The sequence below is a fragment of the Mesorhizobium sp. CA16 genome (genome assembly GCF_020165175.1).
Lineage (GTDB): Bacteria > Pseudomonadota > Alphaproteobacteria > Rhizobiales > Rhizobiaceae > Mesorhizobium.
On record NZ_JAIUHP010000013.1, the window covers coordinates 16,357 to 42,025 of the forward strand.

At 64.5% G+C, this 25,669-nt stretch carries 24 protein-coding genes; 9 read left to right on the top strand and 15 right to left on the bottom strand.

Annotated features, from left to right (window positions below):
• Positions 1–8: 8 nt before the first annotated feature.
• On the bottom strand, positions 9–443 hold the full coding sequence (locus tag LB525_RS18525) for a c-type cytochrome (protein ID WP_224545677.1): 435 nt from the start codon (positions 441–443) through the stop codon (positions 9–11).
• On the opposite strand from LB525_RS18525, the gene LB525_RS18530 reads away from it, so the two are divergent.
• Positions 427–657: a hypothetical protein gene (locus LB525_RS18530; protein ID WP_224545678.1), complete on the top strand. Its 231-nt coding sequence runs from the start codon at positions 427–429 to the stop codon at positions 655–657. The genes LB525_RS18525 and LB525_RS18530 overlap by 17 nt on opposite strands.
• Here LB525_RS18530 and LB525_RS18535 read toward each other — a convergent pair.
• Both LB525_RS18535 and LB525_RS18540 read right to left on the bottom strand, forming a co-directional pair.
• On the bottom strand, positions 636–1,238 hold the full coding sequence (locus tag LB525_RS18535; protein WP_095766866.1) for a superoxide dismutase: 603 nt from the start codon (positions 1,236–1,238) through the stop codon (positions 636–638). The two genes, LB525_RS18530 and LB525_RS18535, sit on opposite strands and share 22 nt — an antisense overlap.
• A 209-nt stretch (positions 1,239–1,447) precedes the next feature.
• A complete protein-coding gene (locus LB525_RS18540; RefSeq protein WP_224545679.1) occupies positions 1,448–2,326 on the bottom strand; it encodes a branched-chain amino acid aminotransferase in 879 nt (292 codons plus the stop codon).
• 151 nt (positions 2,327–2,477) lie between these two features.
• Here LB525_RS18540 and LB525_RS18545 point away from each other — a divergent pair, with 151 nt between their 5' ends.
• Both LB525_RS18545 and LB525_RS18550 read left to right on the top strand, forming a co-directional pair.
• Positions 2,478–3,143: a haloacid dehalogenase type II gene (locus LB525_RS18545; protein ID WP_095766865.1), complete on the top strand. Its 666-nt coding sequence runs from the start codon at positions 2,478–2,480 to the stop codon at positions 3,141–3,143.
• Between the two features lie 171 nt (positions 3,144–3,314).
• On the top strand, positions 3,315–4,136 hold the full coding sequence (locus tag LB525_RS18550; RefSeq protein ID WP_095766864.1) for a L,D-transpeptidase: 822 nt from the start codon (positions 3,315–3,317) through the stop codon (positions 4,134–4,136).
• Between the two features lie 12 nt (positions 4,137–4,148).
• Here LB525_RS18550 and LB525_RS18555 read toward each other — a convergent pair whose 3' ends face one another.
• Positions 4,149–5,576: a PLP-dependent aminotransferase family protein gene (locus LB525_RS18555; RefSeq protein ID WP_224545680.1), complete on the bottom strand. Its 1,428-nt coding sequence runs from the start codon at positions 5,574–5,576 to the stop codon at positions 4,149–4,151.
• A 76-nt stretch (positions 5,577–5,652) separates the two neighbouring features.
• Between LB525_RS18555 and LB525_RS18560 the strand changes: the two genes are divergently transcribed.
• On the top strand, positions 5,653–6,276 hold the full coding sequence (locus LB525_RS18560) for an FMN-binding negative transcriptional regulator (protein ID WP_224545681.1): 624 nt from the start codon (positions 5,653–5,655) through the stop codon (positions 6,274–6,276).
• Between the two features lie 49 nt (positions 6,277–6,325).
• Here the strand turns inward: LB525_RS18560 and LB525_RS18565 are convergent, their stop codons facing one another.
• The 7 genes from LB525_RS18565 to LB525_RS18595 form a co-directional block, all read right to left on the bottom strand.
• Complete coding sequence (locus LB525_RS18565; RefSeq protein WP_095766862.1) at positions 6,326–6,802, bottom strand: DUF4189 domain-containing protein; 477 nt, start codon at positions 6,800–6,802, stop codon at positions 6,326–6,328.
• A gap of 42 nt (positions 6,803–6,844) precedes the next feature.
• On the bottom strand, positions 6,845–7,570 hold the full coding sequence (locus LB525_RS18570) for a hypothetical protein (protein WP_224545682.1): 726 nt from the start codon (positions 7,568–7,570) through the stop codon (positions 6,845–6,847).
• Positions 7,571–7,582: 12 nt separating this feature from the next.
• A complete protein-coding gene (locus LB525_RS18575) occupies positions 7,583–8,155 on the bottom strand; it encodes an invasion associated locus B family protein (protein WP_224545683.1) in 573 nt (190 codons plus the stop codon).
• An 8-nt stretch (positions 8,156–8,163) separates the two neighbouring features.
• Positions 8,164–12,642 carry a YadA-like family protein gene (locus LB525_RS18580; RefSeq protein ID WP_224545684.1) on the bottom strand — a complete coding sequence of 1,493 codons (4,479 nt, stop codon included), beginning with the start codon at positions 12,640–12,642 and terminating at the stop codon, positions 8,164–8,166.
• Positions 12,639–13,094, bottom strand: coding sequence for a hypothetical protein (locus LB525_RS18585; RefSeq protein WP_224545685.1), 456 nt, complete (start codon positions 13,092–13,094; stop codon positions 12,639–12,641). The genes LB525_RS18580 and LB525_RS18585 overlap by 4 nt, the downstream gene beginning before the upstream one ends.
• Positions 13,095–13,275: 181 nt before the next feature.
• A complete protein-coding gene (locus LB525_RS18590; RefSeq protein ID WP_224545686.1) occupies positions 13,276–13,704 on the bottom strand; it encodes an AraC family transcriptional regulator in 429 nt (142 codons plus the stop codon).
• A gap of 393 nt (positions 13,705–14,097) precedes the next feature.
• Entirely contained in the window at positions 14,098–15,621 is a 1,524-nt protein-coding gene (locus LB525_RS18595) for a helicase HerA-like C-terminal domain-containing protein (RefSeq protein ID WP_224545687.1), read from the bottom strand.
• A 248-nt stretch (positions 15,622–15,869) separates the two neighbouring features.
• On the opposite strand from LB525_RS18595, the gene LB525_RS18600 reads away from it, so the two are divergent.
• The gene (locus LB525_RS18600; protein WP_224545688.1) at positions 15,870–17,312 is read left to right on the top strand and encodes a methylmalonyl-CoA mutase subunit beta; all 1,443 of its coding nucleotides are present in this window, start codon (positions 15,870–15,872) and stop codon (positions 17,310–17,312) included.
• On the top strand, positions 17,309–19,429 hold the full coding sequence (gene scpA, locus LB525_RS18605; RefSeq protein WP_224545689.1) for a methylmalonyl-CoA mutase: 2,121 nt from the start codon (positions 17,309–17,311) through the stop codon (positions 19,427–19,429). The genes LB525_RS18600 and scpA overlap by 4 nt, the downstream gene beginning before the upstream one ends.
• A gap of 300 nt (positions 19,430–19,729) precedes the next feature.
• On the opposite strand, the gene greA is transcribed toward scpA, so the two are convergent.
• A complete protein-coding gene (gene greA / locus LB525_RS18610) occupies positions 19,730–20,212 on the bottom strand; it encodes a transcription elongation factor GreA (protein WP_224545690.1) in 483 nt (160 codons plus the stop codon).
• 106 nt (positions 20,213–20,318) lie between these two features.
• Between greA and LB525_RS18615 the strand changes: the two genes are divergently transcribed.
• The gene (locus tag LB525_RS18615; protein WP_224545691.1) at positions 20,319–21,695 is read left to right on the top strand and encodes a TIGR03808 family TAT-translocated repetitive protein; all 1,377 of its coding nucleotides are present in this window, start codon (positions 20,319–20,321) and stop codon (positions 21,693–21,695) included.
• On the opposite strand, the gene LB525_RS18620 is transcribed toward LB525_RS18615, so the two are convergent.
• A complete protein-coding gene (locus LB525_RS18620; RefSeq protein WP_224545692.1) occupies positions 21,692–22,504 on the bottom strand; it encodes a class I SAM-dependent methyltransferase in 813 nt (270 codons plus the stop codon). The two genes, LB525_RS18615 and LB525_RS18620, sit on opposite strands and share 4 nt — an antisense overlap.
• Positions 22,505–22,683: 179 nt before the next feature.
• Here LB525_RS18620 and LB525_RS18625 point away from each other — a divergent pair, with 179 nt between their 5' ends.
• The gene (locus tag LB525_RS18625) at positions 22,684–22,965 is read left to right on the top strand and encodes a DUF1778 domain-containing protein (protein WP_224545693.1); all 282 of its coding nucleotides are present in this window, start codon (positions 22,684–22,686) and stop codon (positions 22,963–22,965) included.
• Positions 22,965–23,444, top strand: a complete 480-nt coding sequence (locus tag LB525_RS18630) for a GNAT family N-acetyltransferase (RefSeq protein ID WP_224545694.1) — start codon at positions 22,965–22,967, stop codon at positions 23,442–23,444. Before LB525_RS18625 ends, LB525_RS18630 begins: the two co-directional genes overlap by 1 nt.
• On the opposite strand, the gene LB525_RS18635 is transcribed toward LB525_RS18630, so the two are convergent.
• Both LB525_RS18635 and LB525_RS18640 read right to left on the bottom strand, forming a co-directional pair.
• Positions 23,437–24,441 (bottom strand): asparaginase, encoded by a 1,005-nt coding sequence (locus LB525_RS18635; protein ID WP_224545695.1) that lies wholly within the window; start codon positions 24,439–24,441, stop codon positions 23,437–23,439. The two genes, LB525_RS18630 and LB525_RS18635, sit on opposite strands and share 8 nt — an antisense overlap.
• Before the next feature lie 50 nt (positions 24,442–24,491).
• A complete protein-coding gene (locus LB525_RS18640) occupies positions 24,492–25,658 on the bottom strand; it encodes an acetyl-CoA acetyltransferase (protein WP_224545696.1) in 1,167 nt (388 codons plus the stop codon).
• Positions 25,659–25,669 lie beyond the last annotated feature (11 nt).

The following is a 25,669-nucleotide window of genomic DNA, read 5'->3' on the forward strand; positions in this document are numbered from 1 at the left end:
TCAAGCGATCAGCTCTTCTTGATCCGGTAGGTCTGATGGCAGGTGCCGCAATCGCCGCCCAGCGTGTTGAGCTGCGCCTTCAGCGCGTCGACATCGGCCGGCGGGGAAGCGACCGCGGCCTTGGTATCGGCCAGGAACTTGTCCTCGGCCGTCTTGAAGCCCGCCATGTCTTCCCAGATCTTCGGCGCGGCCGTGGTGTCGCCCTTGTCGGAGCCGGCAGGGAACAGCGTGTCGACATCGAACTTCTCGGCATTGGCTTGCAGTGCCTTCAGCGCGTCCAGCACGGCGGCGGCATCGAAAGGCGTCTCGCCCTTGACCACCTTCGAGATCTGCCCGGCGAGCTTGCCGCGTTCCTTCATCAAGGCCTGGCGACCCTGGATTGGGTCGGCATAGGCCGAGCCGGCAAAGACAAGCATAGAGATGGCGATGACAAGCTTTCTCATTCAATTGGCTCCGTGGATGAAGAGGGTTCGCTGGCGCAATTCCGGACGGAAAACCGTTCAACACTTTTCCTGGAACTGCTCTGACGTTAACGGGCGTGATGGTGGGATTATTCCCCGGCGCCGCGACGATTTTGCCGGGTTTCTCCTGAAAAAGAAAAGCCCCGGCGAACCGGGGCTTCTCATCAAAATCACTCAGGCTTTGGCCTTCTCGTAAAGTTCCAGGACGTAGTCCCAGTTGATCAGGCTGTCGACAAAGGCCTCGAGGTATTTCGGCCGCGCGTTGCGGTAGTCGATGTAATAGGAGTGCTCCCAGACGTCGACGCCGAGGATCGGCGAGCCGCCATGGACCAGCGGGTTCTCGCCGTTCGGGGTCTTGGAGATTTCCAGCTTGCCGTTCTTGACCGAGACCCAGGCCCAGCCGGAGCCGAACTGGGTGGTGCCGGCGGCGATGAAATCCGCCTTGAACTTGTCGTAGCCGCCGAGGTCGCTGTCGAAGGCCTTCTGCAGCGCGCCCGGCAGCTTGTTGCCGCCGCCACCCTTCTTCATCCATTTCCAGAAATGGATGTGGTTGTAGTGCTGGGCGGCGTTGTTGAAGAGCCCGGCATTCTTGCCGAAGGACTGCTTCACGGCCTCTTCGACCGACAGGTCGCCCATTCCGGCCTCGGCCGCCAGCTTGTTGCCGTTGTCGACATAGGCCTTGTGGTGCTTGTCGTGGTGATACTCCAGCGTCTCCTTCGACATGTAAGGCTGCAAGGCCTCGTAGTCATAGGGCAAGGCGGGCAACTCAAAAGCCATGGATGGTACTCCCTCGAGGAAAAAAGTCCGGTGATACTACCGGGCTAAGATAGGTCTGGAATGGATCGGGGCAACTCCGGAATGGAGCGCCGAGCGACTTTTTAGAGCAATTCCAGGAAAAGTGCGAAGCGGTTTTCCGTGCGGAATTGCGCAAAACAGGAAGATGGAGCGGTCGCCGTTTCCCTGAAACGGTGAAACGCTCCAGCGGGTCAGGCGGCGGACGTCGAATGCGCCCATTCCCAATAGAGCTCGCGCGCCTTCTTGGCCACCGGACCGGGCTGCAGGTCGCGGTTTTCGATGCGCGTGACGGGCACCACTTTCGAGTGGTTGCCGGTCGAGAATATCTCGTCGGCTTCGAGGAAATCGCGGACCGACAGCGTCTTCTCGGTGGTCCTGAAACCGTAATCGCCGAGCAGGCTGATGGTGCGCGAGCGGGTGATGCCCGACAGAAACGTGCCGTTCGGGGCCGGAGTCATCACATGACCGTCCTTGACCAGGAAGATGTTAGAGGTCCCGGTCTCGGCGACATTGCCCAGCATGTCGAGCACCAAAGCGTTGTCGAAGCCGCGGTTCTTGGCCTCCAGAATGGCACGGCCATTGTTGGGGTAGAGGCAGCCGGCCTTGGCGTTGGTGGGCATGGTCTCGATGGTCGGGCGCCGGAACGGCGAGACGCCGATCGAAAAGCCGGATGGCGGGATCATCGGCGATTCATAGAGGCAGAGGCAGAACCGGGTCGAGGCCGGGTCGGCCGGCACGCCCATATAGCCGCCATGCTCGGCCCAATACATCGGCCTTATATAGACCGCCGTCTTGCCGTCGAATTTCTTCAAACCGTCCCAAGTCAGGCCGACGATCTCTTCCGTCGTCATCGAAGGCTTCAGGCCAAGCGTGATCGCGGAGGCGTTGACGCGAGCGGAGTGCAGCTCGAGATCGGGCGCGACGCCCTCGAACCAGCGGCCGCCGTCAAAGACGCTGGTGCCGAGCCACATGGCGTGGCTGCGCGGCCCGAGAATGGCGACGTTGCCCTCGTACCAGTCGCCGTCCACATAGGTCCAAGTCGCGGTTTGCGCCGCCGCCGCCAGTGTCATGGTCGCCGTCCAATTGAGTGATTTCAGTCCGCCATAGGACGATGCTTTGACGGTTGGCGTCAATTGACATCGGGAAAAATCGTTGGGGCCAGAGGCACTTGGCCGCAATCAATGCTTGCGCGGCAAGCCTGCGCGCCGCAAAACTTGGGACATGCATCATGCTGCCTATGTCTTCGACGCCTATGGCACGTTGTTCGACGTGCATGCCGCCGTGCGCCGTCATGCCGGCGAGATCGGCCCGGACGGCCAGCTTCTCTCCGAAATCTGGCGCGCCAAGCAGCTCGAATATTCCTGGGTGCGGACATTGATGGGGGGTGCGTACGCCGACTTCTGGCAACTGACCGAGCAGGCGCTGGATTTCGCTTTGTGCAAAGTGCCCTCGGCCGATCCGGCGCTGCGGACGAAATTGCTCGAAGCTTATTGGCGGCTCGATTGCTACCCCGAGGTGCCTGCCGTGCTGAAGGCGCTCAAAGCGTCGGGCGCGAAGCTTGCGATCCTCTCCAACGGCTCGCCGGAAATGCTCGACGCGGCGGTCAAATCCGCGGCGCTCGATCAGATCCTCGACGACGTGTTTTCGGTCGACCAGGTCAAACGCTTCAAGACCGACCCGTCGGTGTACGACATGGTGGTCACCGGCTGGCGGCTTTACCCCGGCGCGGTCTCGTTCCAGTCGTCGAACCGCTGGGACATCGCCGGCGCGACGAGATTCGGTTTTCGCACGGTCTGGATCAACCGGACCAACCAGCCGGACGAGTATCGCGACCTCCCGCCGGGGCTGATCTTGCCTTCGCTCGAAGGTCTCCTGGCGGAGGTCTGACGCCGCTGTTGCTCCAGGGCAACAGCTGTGGCGCAGTCACAGCTTCGCCTTTTTCTGTCCACCCTCAGGCCAGAATTGGAACCGCCTATCGCCGCCGACTGTTATGAATGCCGCCGCGACGTGCCCGCGGGTTCATGCTTTCTTGCGAATTAAGACCTAGAAAAGGCAACCATGTCAGACGCTTCCTTCCGCATCAGCCGCCGTGGCTTCCTCAATTTCACAGCCCTCGGCGCTGCCTCGGCCGCCGTGTCCGCCTGCACCACCACCGGTCCTGCACCAGCCCCCGTCCAGCCGCCGCCGCCCGCCTATGTCGAGCCGCCGCTCGGCGATTATGAGACGATGTATGGTGCGATGTCGGACAATGGCTTCGACCTGCCGGCCATCCCGGTCAACAAGATCGATCACAGATTCTTGCGCCAGATCGTCCCCGATCCGACCGGACAGCGTCCGGGCACCATCGTCGTCGATACCACCGGCCACTTCCTCTACCTGGTGCGCGAGGGCGGCCAGGCGATCCGCTACGGCGTCGGCCTCGGCCGCGCCGGCTTCGAATGGTCCGGCGACGCGGTCGTGCAGTGGAAGCAGAAATGGCCGAAATGGACGCCGCCGGACGAGATGGTGGCCCGCCAGCCGGAGCTGACGCAATTCAGCGCCAAGAATGGCGGCATGCCAGGCGGCCTGAAGAACCCGCTCGGGGCGCGCGCGCTCTATCTCTTCCAGGGCAATCAGGACACGCTCTATCGCCTGCACGGCTCGCCCGAATGGTGGTCGATCGGCAAGTCGGTGTCGTCGGGCTGCGTACGTCTGATCAACCAAGACATCATCGACCTCTACGACCGCGTGCCGACCAAGACGCCGGTCATCGTGACGGCCAATATCGGCGCGCCTGAAGAGGACATGCCGGAGCGCAAGGCGATCCCGATCGACAATGGCGTGCCGACGGGCTCGATCCTGCTCGGCCCGGTGAAGCGCCTCACCAACGAGATTTTCTAAGACGCTAATCGGTCAGCGGTGCTCGGCCAAAATCGTGGCCAGCACCGCAACGCCGCGTCGCAAGGCCTCCGCGTCGAGCCCGGCGTAGCCCAGGATGAAGCCGGCCGTTTCCGGCCTGGGTTCGCTCGGATCATAAAGGGGCGACACGGGATAGAGGCCGATGCCGGCAGCGCGCGCCGCGGCGATGATCGCCGGTTCGCGTCCGGCATCGATGCCGTTCATCCAGGCGACGACATGCAGGCCGGTGTCGGCTCCGGCGACAGTGACCCGCGGCCCCAGATGGTCAGTCAAAGCCTTCAGCAGGACCTGTCTGCGCTCGGCGTTCTTCCTGCGGATGCTGCGCACGTGGCGCTCATAGGCGCCGCTCGCCAGCAGCTCGGCCAACACGTCCTGCTCCAGCATCGGAGCATGCCGGTCGGTCAGGCGCTTGGCCTCGCCGAATGCCCGGCGCAGGCTGACGGGGACGACGAGATAGCCGAGCCTCAAGGTCGGCGAGAGCGTCTTGGACAACGTGCCGACATAGATGACCGTGTCCGCGTCCAGCGCCTGCAGCGGCGGAATGGGGCTGATGTCGTGACGGTATTCGCCGTCATAATCGTCTTCCACAATATAGGCCCTCGTGCCGGCGGCCCAGGCCAGCAGCGAACGCCGCCGCGTCGCCGAAAGCATGCCGCCAAGCGGAAACTGGTGCGAGGGCGTCACATAGGCGAGACGGGCCGGCGGCAGCTTTTCCGTCCGTAGCCCATCGGCATCGACAGGAACGGGCACGGCAATGCCTCCCGCCGCCACGAAGGCGTGGCGTGCCAGCAGATAGCCCGGGTTCTCGATCACAAAGGGGTCACCGGGGTCGAGCAGCAGTCGCGCGCAGAGGTCGAGCCCCTGCTGCGAGCCGTTGACGATGACGATCTGGTCCGGCGTGCAATTGATGCCGCGAGCCCGCCAGAGATAAGCCTGAAGCGCATTACGCAGACCGGAAGAGCCCTGCGGGTCGCCATAGCGCAGCCGCGCGGCGCGGTTGACGATTGCCTTGTTCGACGCCCGCCGCCAGGCCAGCACGGGAAAGTCCGCTCCGGACAGGTCGCCATAGCGGAAATCCGCAATCTTGGCCGGCTGCGCCAACGCCGTCGGAGGCAGGGTCAGCAACCGTCGCGCGAATGCCGACAGGTGCCGTGGCGAAGCGGCCGCGACGGGCGCTTCTCCCGACGCCTTCTCCAGCCCCGGAGCAACGATCGCGCGCGCCCCTTGCCGGATGATCAGATAGCCCTCGGCATCGAGCTGGCTGTAGGCCGCGGTCACCGTGGTCCGCGACGCGCCCCATTCGGCGGCAAAGGCCCGCGTCGACGGCAAGCGATCGCCGGGCCTGTAGGCGCCGCTGTGGATCCGCGTCTTGATGGCCGCGATGATGCGACGCGCGACGCCGTCCTGCTCCAACTGGACCACCAAAAACCTTCAAAACTGGATGTTCCAAGCAAGCCAGCTTTCCGGCATCTTGCTGTGCAACGCAAGGAGTTTCATCATGTACATCCCGCCTGCGTTCCGCGACGACGATCAAGAGAGCCTAATGGCTACGATCCGCGCGGCGCGTCTGGCGACGCTGATCACCGCCACGGCGGAAGGTCCGCTGGCTACGCATCTGCCGCTTTTGCTCGACGAGAACGAGGGTGAGCATGGGGTGATCTACGGGCACGTCGCAAAGGCAAACCCGCAGTGGCGCGTGCCGCTGGTGGGCGACGGCCTGGCGATATTCATGGGCCCGGATGCCTATGTGACGCCGGCCTGGTACCAGACCAAGCAGGAGACCGGGAAGGTCGTCCCGACCTGGAACTATGTCGCCGTCCACGCCCACGGGCCGATCGAATTCTTCGAGGACGCCGACAGGCTGCTCGAGGTCGTGACCCGCCTGACCAACCTGCATGAAGGCGAGCGCGCCGCGCCCTGGGCGGTGTCGGACGCGCCGGCGGATTTCATCCAATCGCAGCTGAAGGGCATTGTCGGCCTGCGCATGCCGATCACAAAGCTCGAAGGCAAGCGCAAGATGAGCCAGAACCGCAACGCCGCCGATCGCGCCGGTGTCGTGTCCGGCCTCTCATCCAGCGACCGGCCTTCAGACCGCGAGGTCGCGCCACTCATTCCAGTGTGAACGGCGCGATATCGGCCAACCGCCTTGGCTGCTTGAGTTCCGCAGCAAGTCAGGTGCAGACCCACTCGCGGATCTTGCACTCCTTGCTCTCGCCTCCGCACTGGGCTGTCGCCTTCTCCTCGGCTTCGCGGCGGGTCGCGGCTGATGCTGCACTCCAGAACGGCGTCGCCTCGCCACGGCTCTTGCCTACCGAAAGCGCCGCGCAGTGCTCATAGGGAAAGCCGGTGCCGTCATCATCGTCCCAATGGCGATGGTTGCGGAACACCTCGACCACCCGGCAGCCCTTGCCATCTGCATTCTCGCAATGCTTGAGCGCAATGTCTTCCGCCTCTTGCCGCTTGTCGGCGCCCCAGAAAAAGCCGTGACGGCCGTCGCCCGGCGAGTAGGCGATCGCGCCCCAGATGCCCTTTTCCTCGCCGGTCTGCGCCGGCGGTGATGGGGCGATCAGGTCAGCCGCGTTGCTCGCAATCGTAAGCCCGGCGAGCGCCGCAAGCAGCGGGATCGAAAGGCGGGGATTGATCAGCATCTTCGTGCTCCAGTTGCAGCTATTCGACTGTCATGCCCGGCTCTAGCCGCCCATGCGCGCGACCGAGACGACGATGCAAGTGTTGCCGGTTGGGACCAGCAGCGCCTGGCCGGCATTGTCGGCCAGGTTGAAAAGCATCGAGTTCGAAAGATTGTCCGCCAGCAGGCTGCCCTTCGGAAGCGTCCCGACGACTTCCTGGCAAGAGCGCGGGAACGGCGCCACGCGCATGAAGCCACCCTCGCAGCTCTGGCCGACAGGCGAGGCAAAAACGACGCCCGCGGCCTGCGTCTTGTAGTCCGGCAGGTTGTAGCTCATCCCGGCGACGGCCTGCACGGCATGGGTGTCGGGTGAGGTTTTGTCCCATTGCGTCTGGATCGCATAGGTCGACCCGGCAGTCAGAGCCTGCCCCATCGCGGCAAAGAGATTGGCGCAGGTGCGGACACCTGCCTGCGCGACATGCGCCTGAAACGGATTCTTGTTTGCCGAGGCGTCGACCGGCGCGGGCACGGCTTCGGTCGGCTTGCCCTGGATGGGCGCCTGCGCCTGCGCGGAGGCCGTGCCAGCGACGAATGTCCCAAGCGCGGGATAGAGACGGAACGACAGGACCACCGCCGCCGCGACCAAGACCGCGAACGCGCCGAGCAGCGCCGTGTTTCGCGCCAGGCGCCAGCCTGGCGAACGCTGTGGCGGCGGACTTGCCGGCGGCTCCGGCAGCGCGGCCGGCTGGGTGTGCGACAGGATTCTGTCCTCGATGGATTGGCGTGTCATCTCGAAGTCTTTCTAGTTGATGGCCGACAGCGCGGTCTTGAGTCCCTTGAACGGGGCATCAAGGTTGACGGTCGCCCCCGACGGCAGGGAATAGGAAACCTGGACCGTGGTCTCCTTGCCGATCTGCTCGCGCAGCACCGGGCCGACGGGCACATAGCCGACGCAGACCGACGCATCGCAACCCTGCAGTTGAACGTCGACCGGCTGTTTGCGGCCGGCAAGTCTCAGCGAAAGCTTGCTGCCCTTACCTGCCGCGCTCGGAGTCCGCAATATCATGAAGGGTTTGCCTTTCTCGTCGGCCGCGAGCGACCAGCTGAAGACCAACGCCTGGCTTTGATCGATGAAAGACTGGCCGATGTTGCAGACCTTCTTCCTGGCCTGCAGGTTCTCGTCGCAGATCAGCGTCCAGTTCTCGAACGGACGAGTGGTGCGCTGATAGTCGCCAAGCTTCACGCCCGCGGGCACCGCGACGTCGGAAGGTTTTATCCGATAGGCAGGCTGGGCCGCCTGCTGCCCGGCCGCGTGCGCGCCGGACAGAAGGAGGCAAGTCCCGGATATCACGGCAAGGGCCGTCTGCCTGGTCATCAATGGACTCAGTTCAGGGTAAAGCTGACGCCCGCGCCGACACCCCAGTGCCCGCCGGCCGTCGTACCCGAAACGTTTGCTCTCGCCCGGCCGTCCTCGCTGGTGTAACCGGCGCCGAACGCCACGGCGCCTTCGCCGCGCCAGTAGCCGCCGCCGGCCGCCACGCTCAACTTGCCCGGACGGTCGTCGTAGCGCAGCGAGGCGGCCGCAAGGCCGATCGCGGCGGCCTGACGCGCCTCGCCCCGAGCCTCGCCCATATCCATGTTGAGCTGGCTGAGCTTGGAGTCGGTGTAGGCATTGGCCTGCTGCAGCGTGGTGGCCGCCACCTGGTTGGTGTAGGCCTTGGAGTTGTCGAACGTTGTCGCCAGCCCGTTGTTGAACTGTAGCACGTTGACTGCATCGGTATCGGCGGTGCCCGCGCCGACATTGTGGATGACGACCGGCGCATTCACGTCGCCGCCGACAAGCGTCAGCGAATTGGACTTGGTGCCGTCCGGGTTCTTGTCATACTGGACGGCGAATTCATTCAGATTGCCGACACTTCCCTGCACTGCTTCGACAGCCTGATTGGTGGCATAGAGCTGGCTGCCGTTGATGGCGTCGGTGGAGGAGGCACTGATCCGCCCCGCCGCCACATTGGTAACGGTGCGCTCGTTGCCGACGCTGCCGACGCTCACCGTGCTCGTCGGAGCGGTTCCGGCGAAGGTGTAGTTGACGCTGTTGATCGTCGTGCCGGTGGTGGCGACTGCGGCGGCGGTGGTCGAACCCGCGCCGAGAGCGACGCTGCCCGGCTCGTTGGCCGTGGCGCCGGCGCCGAGCGCCATGGACTGGGCGCCGTTGGCGGTCGAGTTGGTGCCGAAGGCGATGCTGTCGGCCTGGTTGGAGGTCGCGTTCTGGCCGATCGCGATACCGCCCGGCGCCGTCTGCTGGACGATGGCGCCATTGCCCATGCCGATGCCGTTGTCGCCGTTGACGGTGGTGCGTGGGCCGATCGCGACCGACTCGGCGCCGACAGCCAGCGAGTCCGGCGCGGTCGAATTGGCGTGGAAGTACATGGTCCCCGTTACCGCGAAGGAGCTCAGCGCGCCCTTCAGCTGGCGGAGCGTGACCGCGTCCTGGTCCTGCGTGCCATCGGCCACGTTGATGATCTGGCGATAAGCGGTGGATGTTCCCACCGAGACGGCGCCGAGCAGGCTCATATCCGCGGTGTTGTAGGGAATGAGGCCGGTGCCGGAGAGGATCGATCCCGACGCGGGCGCGACGGCGCGATCCGAAACCGAGCCGGAGCCCAGCGCCACGCCGTCGGCGATGGTGACCGCGGTGCCGCGGCCGAGGGCCAGGGAATTGGCGGCGGATGCGGTCGCCTGATAGCCGAGCGCCGAGGAGCCAACCCCTTGCGCGAAGGCGTCGGTAATCGGCAGCGTGGTGTCGTTGGTGCGCACGTAGCGGATGCCGTCGCCATTGGCGTCCGTATATGCAGTCGAGGTGTCGCCGGCAAAATTGTTGATCGTGTTGCCGAGCGTGGTGATGTCGGCGGTGTTGGCGGCGATATCGGTCGTATTCTGCGTCACCTGCTGGTTGGTCGCGAAGAGCTGCGAGCCGTTGACCGCATCGGTCGAGGAGTTGCTCAACTGCCCGGCCGCGACGTTCTGGATCTGGCGCTCCGCGCCCACCGAACCGACCGAGAACGCGCCGGCCGGCGTTCCGCCGGCGAAGGTGTAGTTGACGCCGCCGATCGTCGTGCCGCCGACATTGGTCGTGGTTCCGGACACCGAATTCAGGCCGATCGCCACGTCGCCGGCATTGTTGGCGACGGCATTCGGGCCAATCGCGACGGAATCGGTCCCCAGAGCCTGGGAATCGGCAAGCGTCGAATTGGCATGGAAATATTTGATGCCGCCGCCGGTGTTGATGTTGTTGATCGTGTTGCCGAGAGTGGTGATGTCGGCGGTGTTGGCCGCGATGTCGGTGGTGTTCTGCGTCACCTGCTGGTTAGTGGCGAAGAGCTGCGAGCCATTGACCGCGTCGGTCGAGGAGTTGCTCAACCGCCCGGCCGCGACGTTCTGGATCTGGCGCTCCGCGCCCACCGAGCCGACCGAGAATGCGCCGGCCGGCGTTCCGCCGGCGAAGGTGTAGTTGACGCCGCCGATCGTCGTGCCGCCGACAACCGTCGTGGTGCCGGATACCGAATTCAGGCCGATTGCCACGTCGCCGGCGTTGTTGGCCACGGCACTGGGGCCAATCGCGACCGAATCCGTCCCCAGAGCCTGGGAGTCGGGCAGCGTCGAATTGGCGTGGAAATACTTGATGCCGGCACCGGTGTTGATGTTGGTGATCGTATTCCCGATGTTGGCGATATCGGTCGTGTTCTGCGTCACCTGCTGATTGGTGGCGAAAAGCTGCGAACCGTTGATGGCGTCGGTCGAGGCGTTGCTGAGCCGGCCCGCGGCGAGATTGGTGAGGGTCCGCTCCGCGCCTGGAGCGCCGATGCTGACGGTCGAGGTCGGCGTCGTGCCGGCGAAGGCGTAGGTCGTGGTGCCGATCGTCGTGCCGCTGGTGCCGACTGCTGCGGCGGTTACCGAGCCGGAGCCGAGCGCCACGTCGCCGGAGCTTGCCGCCGCAGTAGCGCCGTCGCCCAGGGCGACATTGCCGGCGAGACCGGCGGCGCCCGCGGTAGAGCCGTTGCCCAGCGCCACGGAGCCTTGCCCGATCGCCTTGTTGCTGTTGCCGATGGCAACGGCGCCGTTGGCCATATTGGCGGCGGTAGCGGTCGCCGTGCCGTCGCTGTTGGCGATGTTATTGGCGCCGCCGGTGAAGGCGCCGGTACCGCTGGCGTAGCTCGGATCGCCGATGGCCACCGCGCCGTCGCCATAGGCGGTGTTGCCGGCGCCGATGGCCACGGCCTTGCCGCCATCGGTAGTCGCGCCCGTTCCGATGGCGATGGAGTCGGCGGAGAGCGCAGCGGACTGCAGACCGACCGCGACGGCGTTGGCTGCAGTCGCCTGGCTCTCGCGTCCCATCGCAAGGGCGTCGCCCGCAGATGCCGTCACGTCCGTGCCGATGCCGATGGCGTTGTCTCCACTGGCGCTCGTTGCAAAAGTGCTCGAGCCGACATAGACGGCGCCTATCCCGGACGCCCTCGTCCCTGCGCCGAGAGAGATGGAGTTCACGGCGCTGCTTTGGGCGCCGCGGCCGAGCGCGGTACTGTTGAGTCCAGTGGCGCGGGTGTCACGTCCGACGGCGGTGGAATTGTCGGCGCTGGCTACGGTCCCGATGCCGAGTGCCACGGACTGTGCGCCAGCCGCGTTGGCGCTCACGCCGGCAGCAAGCGAATTGTCTCCCGTCGCATTCGCTCCGGACCCAAACGAGGACGCGTTTTGGCCGCTGGCAACGGCGGTGTTGCCAACCGCGGTGCCGGCGGAGCCGCTCGCAATTGAAGCACTGCCCATCGCGACGGCGAAAGCGCCGGAAGAGAGCGAATTGGTGCCGATCGCGATGCTGTTCGGTAGCGCCGTGTTGGCCTGAACGCCCGCCTGCGCGCCTAAGCCGAGTGCGATGGACTGGTTGCCCCAGGCGCTCGCCGTGTTGCCCATCGCCGTGGCGCTCGTTCCCGTTGCCTTGGTCAGGATGCCTATGGCAACGGTGTTTTGCTGAGACGCCGTCACATCGGTGCCAAGAGCGATGGCGCCCTGCGCAGTAGCGCCCGCTCCCGCAAGAGTGCGCCCGCCGATATTGATGGAGTTGATCTGTGTAGCGACCGACTGGAAGCCGATCGCGATGGCATTCTGGTTGCTTGCGGTGGCGGAAGTACCTTGAGCAAAGGCATCTATTCCCGACGCAACAGATGAATTGCCAATCGCGGTACTGCGCAGCCCGGTGGCTTGGGTCCCCCAGCCGCCGGCGAAGGAGGTGGCGCCGCTGGCCAAGGAACTGACGCCGACGGCTGTGGCGTTGCCACCCGAAGCAACGGAGAAGGTTCCCAGGGCGCTGGCGCCCGCGGCGGTTGCACTGGAGCTGACGCCGATCGCTACCGTATTGACGTTGTTCGAAATTGTGCCGGAGCCCAGCGCCACCGCGCCGCCGGGGCCGGTGGCCGACGCGGTTCGGCCGATAGCGACAGAGTATTGCGCCGTCGATTGGGCCTGGAAGCCGAGCGCTATGGCCCAGTTGAGGCTGGCGTTTGAGCCATTTCCGATCGCTATGGTCTCGGGAGCGGTCGCGGACCCGCCGCCAGCGGCATATTGCGCTTGCGCCGGCGCCGCGAACAGGAACAAAGCGGCGGCCGATGCAATATACCCAAGGCTTGCGCCGACGCCGAGCTTGCCGAGCCCACGTCCCTTGCGTCGCATGCCGAGCACGCGATGCGCATTGCGCAGCGCCGCCATCAGGCGACGACGCAGCGAGCGGCTGTCGGTGGCGCCGGAGACCCAGTTTCCAGCAAATCGGGCCGACCCGCGCTGAGCGATACGTTCTTGCCTGAAGTTCATTGCGAGAATGCCTCCTTGGGTGGGTCGCGCTCGATAACGGCAGGTTCCGCCGACCCTGCCGCCAAAGCGTGTCTGCTCGAAAATGGGACGATCACATCGGCGCCGCGCGCGAGCAGCGCGTGGCCCTGTTTTTCCCCGATCGCCTCGACGCGATCGAGCGTGTTTTCAAGCCAGGCGTCACCCGCCTCGGGCACAGCCTGAAGCGCCGCGGCAACCCGCTCCGGCGGGATCAGCCGCTCGAGATAGGACCGCACCGCCGCCAGATGGACGGCAGGTGCGTCATGCGCGTGAACGACGGTCGTGAGGCCGTAGAGATAATGGGCCAGCAGCATGTCCTGCTTGGCCAGGGGCACGCCATCTCCATAGCGCTTCTCAAGCGTCCTCGATGCCGACTCCAGCCAGTAACCGATCTCCTCGGAAAGGCTCCGGCGAACCGCCGTGTCGTCGCTCATGTCCCCTCGGCCAGCTTAGAATCCGAATACCGGATTTGCTGCAGAAAGACAGGTTTTCCGGGGCTCGTATTCCAACAAATTGCTGTTTATCTGAAAATATACCGTAGGTCTTCCATGGGTTAACGCAAAATTACTTTAGTAATACCTTTTATAAGCCGATCCATAGATAACTGCGCGGGAATTAGCCCTGCCTGCCGGCCCCCGATTGAACCAGCCTCTCTCGCACCTGCATTGGAGTTACGTCGCGGTATTTCTTCATCGTGGTGGTGAGATGGCTCTGGCTCGAGAAGCCGCTCAGATAGGCGATGTCCGTGATCGACATGCGCCTGTCGGCCAGCAGCTTCTCGGCAAAGTCAAGGCGAAGGGCAAGAACATATTGATGCGGCGTCACGCCGAACGTCTTGGAGAAAGCACGGGCGAAATGGTAAGGCGACAGCCCGCACACAGCGGCCATTTCGGCGAGCGAAAGCTTGCGCGAAAAGTTTTCGCTCAGGAATTGCGCCACGAGGCGAGCGTGGCCGAGCGACAGCCCACCTTTCGCGTTCAGCAGCGGCCGCCTTTCAGGAGGAATTTCCGAATACCAAGCTTGCAGATCGTCATCGCGCCGCAACTTGGACTCCTGATGCTCAGCCCTCCGCAGTCTTGGCCCAACCTTAGCGGGCGCTTTCGGTTCCGGGCCACAATAATTCGTGATCGCACGTGCTGTCGGCGCTATCCAGTTTGCCCCCCGGCAACAGCACGTCAAAGGCCATGATTTGGCGCGTCCGGTATTTCATGAAATTGCGGTTCTGCTGGGAAAAGTTCCCTTGCGAAAAGTTTTAGCTGCCGCTGATGCGGCTTACCCGTCGGCAGGTAAGATTTGATCGTCGCGAGGTAACGAGGGCAGCTTTCCGGGGCGGCGCATTTCCGCGACGGATTCGCGCGACGGCAAGCGGGTTTCGCCCGACGTCAAAGCTTACAGGCGTGATTCGCGTCGCGCTCCGCGCGGTACCGTCTCTTTGCTTCAGCGGCCTCGCGCCAGGCTTCCCAAAATTCCGCGCACGATAGCGCGGCCGACGGACGAGCCGACCGAGCGCACCACCGACTTGATGGCGGCTTCGGCCACGGTCTGGCGGTTGGAAGACCGCCGGTTGCCTGTCCCCAGGACATCGTCGAAGCCCGGAATGGTCCAGCGCGAACCGCCGCTGTTCTGCTGTTGTGCCTGAGCCTCGGCGTCCTGCGCCTCCTTGGCCTTTTTCTGCAGCATTTCGAAGGCCGATTCGCGATCGACGGCCTCGTCGTACTGGCCGGCGACCGGGCTCTCGGCGATGATCTTGCGGCGCTCTTCGGGCGTGATCGGGCCGAGCCGCGATGACGGCGGCCGGATCAGCGTGCGCTGGACCATGGCCGGCACGCCCTTGTCCTCCAGCATCGAGACCAGCGCCTCGCCGGTGGCAAGCTGGGTGATGGCGGTGGCGCAGTCGAAATCGGGATTGGGCCGGAAGGTCTCGGCCGCGGTGCGCACCGCCTGCTGCTCGCGCGGCGTATAGGCCCGCAGCGCATGCTGGACGCGGTTGCCGAGCTGGGCAAGCACCTTTTCCGGAATATCCAGCGGGTTCTGGGTGACGAAATAGACGCCGACGCCCTTGGAGCGGATCAGTCGCACCACCTGCTCGACGCGATCGATCAGCACCTTCGGCGCGTCCTCGAACAAAAGATGCGCCTCGTCGAAGAAGAACACCAGCTTCGGCCGGTCGAGATCGCCGACCTCGGGCAGTTCCTCGAACAGTTCCGACATCAGCCAGAGCAGGAAGGTGGCGTAGAGCCTGGGATTCATCATCAATTTGTCGGCCGCCAGAACGCTGATCGCGCCGCGCCCGTCACGGGTGGTGCGCATGATGTCGGCGATGCGCAGCGCCGGCTCGCCGAAGAAGTTGGCGGCACCTTGGCTCTCCAGCACCAGCAGCGTGCGCTGGATGGCGCCGACCGACGGCTTGGTGACATTGCCGTAGCGTGCGCTGAGTTCGTCGGCGCGCTCGGCGATGTTGGCGAGCAGCGCCTGCAGGTCCTTGAGATCGAGCAGCAGCAGGCCTTCCTCGTCGGCGATGCGGAAGGCGATGTTCATGACGCCTTCCTGAGCTTCCGTGAGGTTCATCAGCCGCGACAAAAGCAGCGGGCCCATCTCCGAAATGGTGGCGCGGATCGGATGGCCCTGCTCGCCGAACAGATCCCAGAAGATGACAGGGAATTCCTGGAATTGATAAGGATCGAGCTTCACCTGCTCGGCGCGCTTGACCAGGAAATCCTTGGCCTCGCCCATCATGGATATGCCGGAAAGGTCGCCCTTGATATCGGCGCAGAAGACAGGCACGCCGGCGTTGGAAAAGCCCTCGGCCAGGACCTGCAGGCTGACGGTCTTGCCGGTGCCCGTGGCCCCGGTAACGAGGCCGTGGCGGTTGCCGTAGCGCAGCAGCAGCTCTTCGGCGCGCTGATAGGAATCGTCGGGCTTGCGGCTGGCGCCGATGAAGATACTGGTCTCGTCAACCATGTCCGGTCTCCGCAATCTGTTCCGCTCAAAGGCCTCTCCCGAGGTATAGTAACGCCGGTCGCATGCGGCAATGCCCAGTCTCGATTTTGGGGAGCAGCGAATTTGGCCTTTGGCGCTTGCGGATTCGGTGCATGTTTGGCAATCGATTGGCTGGCCGAGAGAACCCGGCCGGATGATGCATTGTGATATCCGGTTCCTGACCTTAGATTGGCTTGACCGGCTGATGCGACCGAGAAGCGAGGAGAGCGATGGGCGCCGGCGCCTTGACCAGGGATGTCGACCTTCCGAACCCGGACGCCAAGCGTTGGCAGGCGCTGGCGGAAAAGGCGCTTGCCGGCGGTTCCTTCGAGGAAAAGCTCGTCTCCCACACCGATGACGGCATCCGCATCGAGCCGCTCAGCCAACGCTCGACGACCGCCGAGCCGTTGCCGCGTACAAATCCGACCGCGCCCTGGATCGTCAGTCAGCGCGTCGACGACCCGGATGTCGCCCGGGCCAGCGCGCAAGCCCTGGAAGACATCGCCCAAGGTGCCACTGGCCTGTCGCTTGTCTTCGAAGGTGCGCCGAATGCCTTCGGCTACGGCTTGCCGCGCACCGCGGAGGCGCTGGAAAGGGTGCTCGACGGCGTGCCGCTCAACCGCGTTCAGGTGCGCATCGACGCGCACCCCTGGAGTCGCGCCGTGGCCGACTGGCTGCTGGCTTTCCTGAGCCGCCGCCGCTCCGATCCGGCCAAGCTCAACCTTTCCTTCGGCATCGACCCGGCAGCGATCTTCGCCGGAACCGGGCGGCTGCGCACCTCGATCGAGGCGCTGCAGGAATCGATGCCGCAGTCGCTGGCGCATTTCTTCTCGATGGGCGTGCCGGGCGTGCTGCTCGAGGCCGACGGCCGCGTCTTCCACAATGCCGGCGCCACCGAGGCGCAGGAGCTTGGCACGATGATGGCATCGGTCGTGTCCTATCTCAGAATGTTCGAGAAGGCGCGCCAGCCGCTGGTCTATGCGGCGCCCTATATCGGCTTCGCGCTCAGCGTGGACCAGGACCAGTTCCTGTCGATGGCCAAGGTGCGGGCGTTGCGCAAGCTCTGGGCGCGCGTCCAGGAAGCCTGCTCCATCCCAGCCTCGACCGCCAGCATCCATGCCGAGACCTCCTATCGCATGATGACGATGGCCGACCCGGAGACCAATATTTTGCGTACGGCGATCGCGGCCTTCGCGGCGGCAACCGGCGGCGCCGATTCGATCTCGATCCTGCCGCATACCATCGCGCACGGGCTGCCGGCCGGCTTTGCCCGCCGCGTCGCCCGCAACGCGCAGCTGGTCATGGCCGAGGAAAGCCATATCGGCCATGTCGCCGATCCGGCCTGCGGCTCCGGTTCGGTCGAGGCGCTGACCAACGATCTCTGCGCCGCGGCCTGGGAAGAATTCCAGCGCATCGAGGCCGAGGGCGGCGTGCTCGCCAGCCTGCAGCAGGGCTATATCCAGAACCGAGTGCAGACGGCCGCCGCCAAGCGCAACGGCGCCTACAGATCGGGCGAACGCAGCATTGTCGGCACGACGCTTTACCGCGCGCCGGTGGAGCGTCCGGTCGAGACGCTGCCGCAGGAGCGGCGCCCGGCCCTGACCGAAGGCGTGGCGACCTGCGAGCCGCTGTTTCCGGTGCGCATCGATCAGTCGATCGGAGCCGGATCATGATCCCGGATTTCAGCCAGATCGGCTGGTCGGAGCCGCGTCGCGCGCCGGTCGAGCTCAGAGGCCAGCGAATGACGCCGGAAGGCATCGCCGTAAAGCATGTTTACGGCCAAGGCGATCTCAAGAGTCTTGCCAACCTCGACACCTATCCCGGCCTGCCGCCCTTCATGCGCGGCCCCTACCCGACCATGTATGTCCAGCAGCCATGGACGATCCGGCAATATGCCGGCTTCTCGACAGCCGAGGAATCCAACGCCTTCTACCGGCGCAACCTCGCGGCCGGCCAGAAAGGCCTGTCGGTCGCCTTCGATCTCGCCACGCATCGCGGCTATGACAGCGACCATCCGCGCGTCGCCGGCGATGTCGGCATGGCGGGCGTGGCGATCGATTCCATCCTCGACATGCGCCAGCTGTTCGACGGCATTCCGCTCAACGAGATGACGGTGTCGATGACGATGAATGGCGCGGTGCTGCCGATCATGGCGCTGTACATCGTGGCGGCGGAGGAACAGGGCGTCGCCCAGAACGATCTCACTGGCACCATTCAGAACGACATTCTGAAGGAGTTCATGGTCCGCAACACCTACATCTATCCGCCGAAACCTTCGATGCGGATCGTGTCGGACATCTTCGCCTACACCTCCAGGCATATGCCGAAGTTCAACTCGATCTCGATCTCCGGCTACCACATGCAGGAAGCCGGCGCGACGGCCGATCTGGAGCTTGCCTACACCATCGCCGACGGCATCGAATATGCCCGCGCCGGCGTCGCCGCCGGCCTCGACATCGACCGTTTCGCGCCGCGCCTGTCCTTCTTCTGGGCGATCGGCATGAACTTCTTCATGGAGGTCGCCAAGCTCAGGGCCGCAAGGCTGCTGTGGTCGAACCTGATGAAGAAGAATTTTGCGCCGAAGGACGAACGCTCGCTGTCGCTGCGCACCCATTGCCAGACCTCGGGCTGGTCGCTGACGGCGCAGGATCCCTACAACAACATCACCCGCACGATGATCGAGGCGATGGCGGCGACGCAGGGGCACACCCAGTCGCTGCACACCAATTCCTTCGACGAAGCAATGGCGCTGCCGACCGACCATTCGGCGCGCATCGCGCGCAACACGCAGCTCATCCTGCAAAAGGAATCCGGCACCACGCGCATGATCGATCCATGGGGCGGCTCGGCCTATGTCGAGCGGCTGACGCATGATCTGGCGGCGCGCGCGCTTGCCCATATCGAGGAGGTCGAAAACCTCGGCGGCATGGCGGCGGCGATCGAGAAAGGCATTCCGAAGCTGCGTATCGAGGAAGCCGCCGCGCGTACCCAGGCACGCATCGATTCCGGCGAGCAAATTCTGGTCGGCGTCAACGCGCACCAGCCTGAAGCGGATATCGAGGTCGATGTGCTGAAGATCGACAATGCTGAGGTGAAGGCCAGGCAATTGGCGAAGCTGCAGCGGCTGAAAGGCACACGCGACGTCGCGGCGCTGGAGGATGCGCTGGCGGCGCTGACCCGTGCCGCCGAGAGCGACGAGAACCTGCTCGAATTCGCGGTCCGCGCGGCGCGCGCCAACGCTACCGTCGGCGAGATTTCGCTGGCGCTGGAAAAAGTATTCGGCCGCCACACGGCGGCGGTGCAGACGATCTCCGGCGTCTATCGCGAGGCGCTCGGCGACAACCCGGCGCTTGAGCGGCTGCAGGAGAAGATCGAAGCGTTCGAAAAGAAATCCGGCAGCAAGCCGCGCATCCTGGTCGCCAAGATGGGCCAGGACGGCCACGACCGCGGCCAGAAGGTGATCGCCAGCGCCTTCGCCGATCTGGGCTTCGATGTCACCGTCGGGCCGATGTTCCAGACGCCGGACGAGATCGCGAAGCTCGCGGTGCAGCACGATGTCGACATCATCGGCGCCTCCTCCTTAGCCGCCGGGCACCTGACGCTGATCCCCGAGCTCAAGGACGCGCTGAAGAAGCTCGGCCATGGCGACATGCTGATCGTCGCCGGCGGCGTCATTCCGCCACAAGATTACGACGCGGTGCTGGCCGCAGGCGCGGCAGAGATCTTCCCGCCGGGAACCGTCATCCCGGAAGCGGCCAACCGGCTGATGGATCGGTTGCTGGCCGACTAGCGAGGGCTGCTGATTTGGCCAAAAGGCTGTTCTATGGAAATAGATGCAACCATGGCGTGATGATGTTCAAGACAACCATCCACAGGCTTGAGGACGGATCGGGGGCCTTGCTACTGCCACGCGAAATGCTTGACAGCTTGAACCTTTAGGTCGGCGATGAGCTCCAGATCGTCGAAACCGACGACGGCGTCATTCTAAGGCCAATCCGCACGACAACTACAAACGGCAAATGAACGCTGCTCGCGATGTCGTGGACAAATACGAAGCTGGATTGCAGCAGCTGGCAATTAGGCTTGGCTGCTAGTTCTCGACCTTGTCCGAGAGCTTGACGATTTCCCATTCCTTGCCGTTGACGGTCACGACCTCGCCGATCTTCTTGCCGAACAGAGCCACGGCCATCGGCGAGACATGGGAAATGCTGCCCTTCGACGGATTGGCCTCGTCCTCGCCGACGATGCGCCAATGCACCTTCTTGCCGTCGTCGCCTTCCAGCGTCACGCCCATGCCGAATCGCACCACGTCGCTGCCCGGCTCCGGCACGGAAAGCTCCGCGCTTTCGCGCCGCGCGGTCCAGTACCGCAGGTCGCGCGATACGACAGCGAGGCGCTCGCGGTCGCCGCGCCTTTCAGCCTTGGCCATCAGGTCGCGCAGCTCGGCGAGATTGTCCTCGATCATCGCCAGGCCGCGCTCCGTCACCAGGTTGCGGTGCGTGCTGACCGGCCGTTCGCCGACGCCGGCAATGGCGTTTTCGCTGTCTTCTTCGCGCGTGAAAGCTCTGCTCATGCGGTGAACTTAGGCTTGGCGAGGCGACTGCACAAGCGGTTTGCCGATGAGCCCGCCTTGGCACGATTCGTGCGACAGACAGGGCGAAACGCCAGGACCTGTGCCGATGTTGAACAGACGAACGCTGCTTGCCCGGACCGCCGGCTTCGCCGTCGCCGGCGTCTTTGCCGGCAAGGCATCGGCCAAGTCGCTGCCGGGCATCGAGATGGCCGCGATGCGCGGCTCGATCAACGCCACGGAAATCGGCGTGCAGCCGGGCGCGGTCGACGACCAGAGCAAGGTTTTTGCCAGGATGCTGGCCGAGGCCAGCGACCGCGACCAGCCGGTATTCCTGGCGCCGGGCAGCTATCTCGTCTCAAACCTGAAGCTGCCCGCACGCGTGCGCCTGTCGGGCGTGCCAGGCGCGACGCGCATCGTCTATGGCGGCAACGGCCATCTGATGATGGCCGAACAAGCCGAGCATATCGAGCTCAGCGGGCTGGTGCTCGACGGCGCCAACCGCTGGCTAGCCGACTACACGCAGGGGCTGCTCGACCTGCGCCGTGTCGCCCATCTCGTCATCGACAATTGCCAGGTGACTGGCAGCGGCAAGAACGGGCTGGCGCTCGAGCATGCCGTCGGTCGCGTCGGCCGCTCGGATATTTCGGGTGCTGCAGATGCCGGCATCTATTCAGTCGAGGCCGACGGGCTGGAGATTTCGGGCAATAACATTTCGGACTGCGCCAATGGCGGCATACTGGTGCATCGCTGGCAGGCTGCGGAAGACGGCACCATCGTCAGCGGCAACCGCGTCCAGAGGATCGGCGCGCGCAGCGGCGGCACCGGGCAGAACGGCAACGGCATCAACGCCTTCCGCGCCGGCAACGTCATCATCTCCGGCAACGTCGTCTCCGACTGTGCTTTCACCGCGGTCCGCGCCAACAGCTCAAGCAATTTGCAGATCACCGGCAACACCTGCTCGCGCTCGGGCGAAACCGGGATCTATTCGGAATTCTCCTTCGAAGGCGCAATCATCAGCAACAATCTGGTCGACGGCGCCGCCAACGGCATCTCGATCGTCAATTTCAACGAAGGCGGGCGGATGGCCGTCTGCTCGAACAATATCGTGCGCAACCTCTCGACCACCGGCCCCTACACCGCCGATCCGCCCGGTTTCGGCGTCGGCATCAGCGCCGAGGCCGACACGACGGTGTCCGGCAACGTCGTCGAGAACGCGCCGCTCTATGGCATGCAGCTCGGCTGGGGTCCGTATCTGCGCAATGTCGTGGCGACAGGCAATATCATCCGCAAGGCGGGCACCGGCATCGTCGTTTCGGTCGTCGAAGGTTCTGGCAGCGCCGTTATCTCCGACAATGTCATCGACGGCGCGAAAAACGGCGCCATTGTCGGCCAGCGCTGGGCCGATCCAGTGACCGGGGACCTCACGCAGTCAACCGATACGGGCTACGCGCATCTCACCGTGGAGCGCAACAAGGTGAGTTAGGCCACGGCCACGATGATATGCGCCTGGATCTTGGCGGCAATTTCGCCGCTACCATGTCTGTCGGCTATTGCGGCTTCGGCGTAGTCAGTTGCCGACTCCAATCTTCCGGCCTCCCTGGCCTCGATCTCATTGCGAAGCACGGTGCCCTGACAGTAGGCGATGGCTGGAACGCGTGGCGAGGATGCGCGGCTCTGCTCGGCCCTGGTATCGATCGTCACATCGCGGAACCCAGCTGCCTCCAGATCGCCGCGGATCAGCGCCTTGTCGTGGTAACCGTGCGGCGTGCGCGCCAGGAAGCGCGGCGGATCATGCGGAAATATCCTGGCGAGAGCATTCGTCACGTCATCGGCGAATATATTCTCCTCGATGCGATCCCAGACGCTGAAGAGGAAATGTCCGCCGGGCTTCAGCACCCGCTTTGCCTCGCGATAGGCAGCGGAACGGTCGGGAAAGAACATGGCGCCGAACTGACAACAGACGAGGTCGAAGGCCGCATCCTCGAAAGGCAGCTTCAGGGCATCCGCCTGGCGCCAGGTAATGCGGCTGTCAGGCCCCTGGCGCGAAGCCGCATAATCGAGCATCGGCTGGTTGAGGTCGGTTACGGTGTAGCTGGCACCAGGAGAGAGTTTCGGCGCCAAGGCGCGGGTGACGGCTCCGGTGCCCGCGGCGGTTTCCAAAATGGCCAAGGGTGAGAAGGATGCCGCCCGTTGCGCGGCCTCCGCGGCATAGGCCTCGAAAATCAACGGCACCATATGGCGATCGTAATTTTCCGGGATTGACCCGGCAAACACCTTGTCCGCTTCCAGCATAGCCAGCGCCCAGCATCAATTGGTGGTAAGGGAGACTAGCAGAAACATGAACTCGCTGCTGTTCGGTTTTGCGTAGAACCGACGCCGTCCAGGTCGCCAGCGATGAAATTGGCAATCTCAGATTTAGATACACGTTGTGTATGCAAAATGCTATATCGGCGATGGAAGGATACATCGCCATGGCCACCAAAAACCAGGACACCCACGCTAGGCCCGTCAATCTGCGCATCCGCGAGGATATCCGCATCCTGATCGACCGCGCCGCGAAGATACGGGGAAAAACCCGCTCCGACTTCATGATCGACGCCGCCTACCGTGCAGCCGAAGACACGCTGCTCGACCAGACGCTCGTCAAGGTCGATGCCGAAAGCTATCGGCACTATCTCGATATCCTCGACCAGCCGCCGAGCGGCGAGGGATTCGCCCGCCTGATGAATGCGCCCAAGCCTTGGCGGGACTGATGCTTTCGGCGCCAGCCCTTTTAGCCGATGCGCACGAGCTCGACCTTTTTCAAAGCGGGACCGACAGCCTGGATCAGTGGCTTCGGCGGCGGGCGCGCGCCAATCAAGTCAGCGGGGCGTCCAGAACCTATGTGGTTGCGGAAGGTACGCACGTCGTCGGTTACTACTGCCTTTCATCGGGCGGACTTGACCTGGCGGATGCGCCCGGTTCGATCCGGCGCAATATGCCCGATCCCGTGCCCATGGCTGTGCTTGGCCGTTTGGCCGTCGATGCGAACTGGCAAGGCAAGGGTCTGGGCGTTGCTCTGCTGCAGGACGCGGTGCTGCGGACGGGCCAAGCGGCAGCCATTCTCGGCATTCGCGGTCTGCTGGTTCATGCCATATCGGATGAAGCCAAGACGTTTTATGAGCGCTATGGCTTTCAGGCTTCGCCAAAGAATCGGATGACTTTGGTGCTGTCGCTGAAGACAGCTAGCTGAGCGCCGCCGTCGGCCGCAGCAAGCCGACCTTGGCGCCGACGCGGCTTTCGACCGGAGGATCGGCAAGCTCGGTGAGCTTTGCCGCAACCGCCTCATCGTCGCGGAGCAACTTCGCCAGTACTGCGGCGATCATCACTTCGGCTCCCCTGCCTGCGCCATCATCGCATTTCAAGGCAATGCCGAGGCCAAGTTCGGGCAATGCCGCGCAATAGACGCCTTCGGCGCCGGTCTTGACGAAGATGCGACCGGGTGCTGCCTGCATCAGCGCGACGTCGGCCCTGCCGGTGCCCGCGACCAGGAACGGCTCGGCCATGCAGGCCGAAAGCAGCCGCTTCGCCGCCTTGGCGCGCTCGGGCGCAAAGCCGCTGCCCGTCGCCATGCGGGCAAAGCCCTGAGCAAAATTCTTCAACGGCACGGCGTAGGTCGGGATCGAGCAGCCGTCGATGCCGCAATGGTCGACGTCATGCGCCGCTCCCGTCACGGACTGCATGGCGTCGCGGACCATCTCCTGCAAAGCGTGGCCGGCTTTGACATAGCCGGCGTGGGAAATGCCGGCATGCACGCAGGTGCACAGGAAGCCGGAATGCTTGCCGGAGCAGTTGTTGTGCAAAGCGTTGGGCATGTTGCCGGCGCGAGCGAGCGCAATGGTGGCGTCGTGGTTCGAGGGCCAGTGCGCACCGCATTCCAGCGCCGTCCTGTCGAGGCCTGCCCTGGCGAGCATCGCGTTGGCCAATTCGACATGGGCCGGCTCGCCCGAATGCGAGGCGCAGGCCAGCGCCAGCTCGCGGTTGCCGAAGCCGTAGGCATCGGCGGCACCCGATTCGATCAGCGGCAATGCCTGGATTGCTTTCACCGCCGAGCGCGGGAACACCGGGCGGTCCGTATCGCCGATCTCCCAGACGGGCTTGCCGTCGGCGTCGAAGATGGAAACCGCGCCGCGGTGGGCGCTTTCGACCACAGCGCCGCGCGTGACTTCGACCAGAACCGGATTTGTCATATTGCCTCCCGCACGCGCGCCCAGCGGCGCCGCTTTGACGCGGGCCGCTTCTACCTGATCCGGTCGAGGATGGAAACGTAGTTGGCGACCGCCGCGCCACCCATGTTGAAGATGCCGCCGAGTTTTGCGCCCGGCACCTGGATGCCGCCGGCTTCGCCGGTGAGCTGCATGGCTGTCAGCACATGCATCGAGACACCGGTAGCGCCGATCGGGTGGCCCTTGGCCTTCAGGCCGCCGGACGGGTTGACCGGCAGCCGACCGTCCTTTGCGGTCGTGCCATCCAGCGCCAGCCTGGCGCCCTCGCCTGGCTTGGCGAGCCCCATCGCTTCGTATTCGATCAGCTCGGCAATGGTGAAGCAGTCATGCGTCTCGACGAAGGAGAGGTCGTCGAGCGTGACGCCAGCCTTCTTCAGCGCCTGCTCCCAGGCGCGCTCGCAACCCTCGAAGGAGAGGATGTCGCGCTTCGACATCGGCAGGAAGTCCTGCACATGTTCGTTGGCGCGGAAAGTTACGGCGCGGCGCATCTTCAGCGCCGTCGCCGTGTCGGTGAGAACGAGCGCCGCGGCGCCGTCGGAGACCAGCGAGCAATCGGTGCGCTTCAGCGGACCGGCGACGAACGGGTTCTTCTCGCTTTCCTGGCGGCAGAACTCGTAGCCGAAATCCTTGCGCATCTGGGCGTAGGGATTGTCGACGCCATTCTTGTGGTTCTTGGCGGCGATCATGGCAAGCGCGTCCGATTGGTCGCCATAGCGCTGGAAATAGGCCTGCGCGATCTTGCCGAAGACGCCGGCGAAGCCAGCCGGCGTGTCGCCATCTTCCGGCAGGTAGGAGGCCTTGAGCAGGTTCTTGCCGATCTCGGGTCCGGGCGTAGTCGTCATCTGCTCGGCGCCGACCACCAGCACGATGCGAGCGGCGTTGGCGTCGATGGCGCGGATGCCTTGACGGACAGCGGCCGAGCCGGTGGCGCAGGCGTTCTCGACGCGCGTCGCCGGCTTGAAGCGCAGCCGGTCATCGGCCTGGAGCACGAGGCTCGCGGTGAAATCCTGCGGCGAGAAGCCGGCGTTGAAATGGCCAAGCACGATCTCGTCGACATCGTCCGGACCGATGCCGGCGTGGTCGAGCGCTTCGACGGCGACCTTGGTGATCAGGCCCTCCAGCGTCTCGCCTTCGAGCTTGCCGAAGCGCGAATGCGCCCAGCCGACGATGCATGCGGTCATGGCAGCCTCCA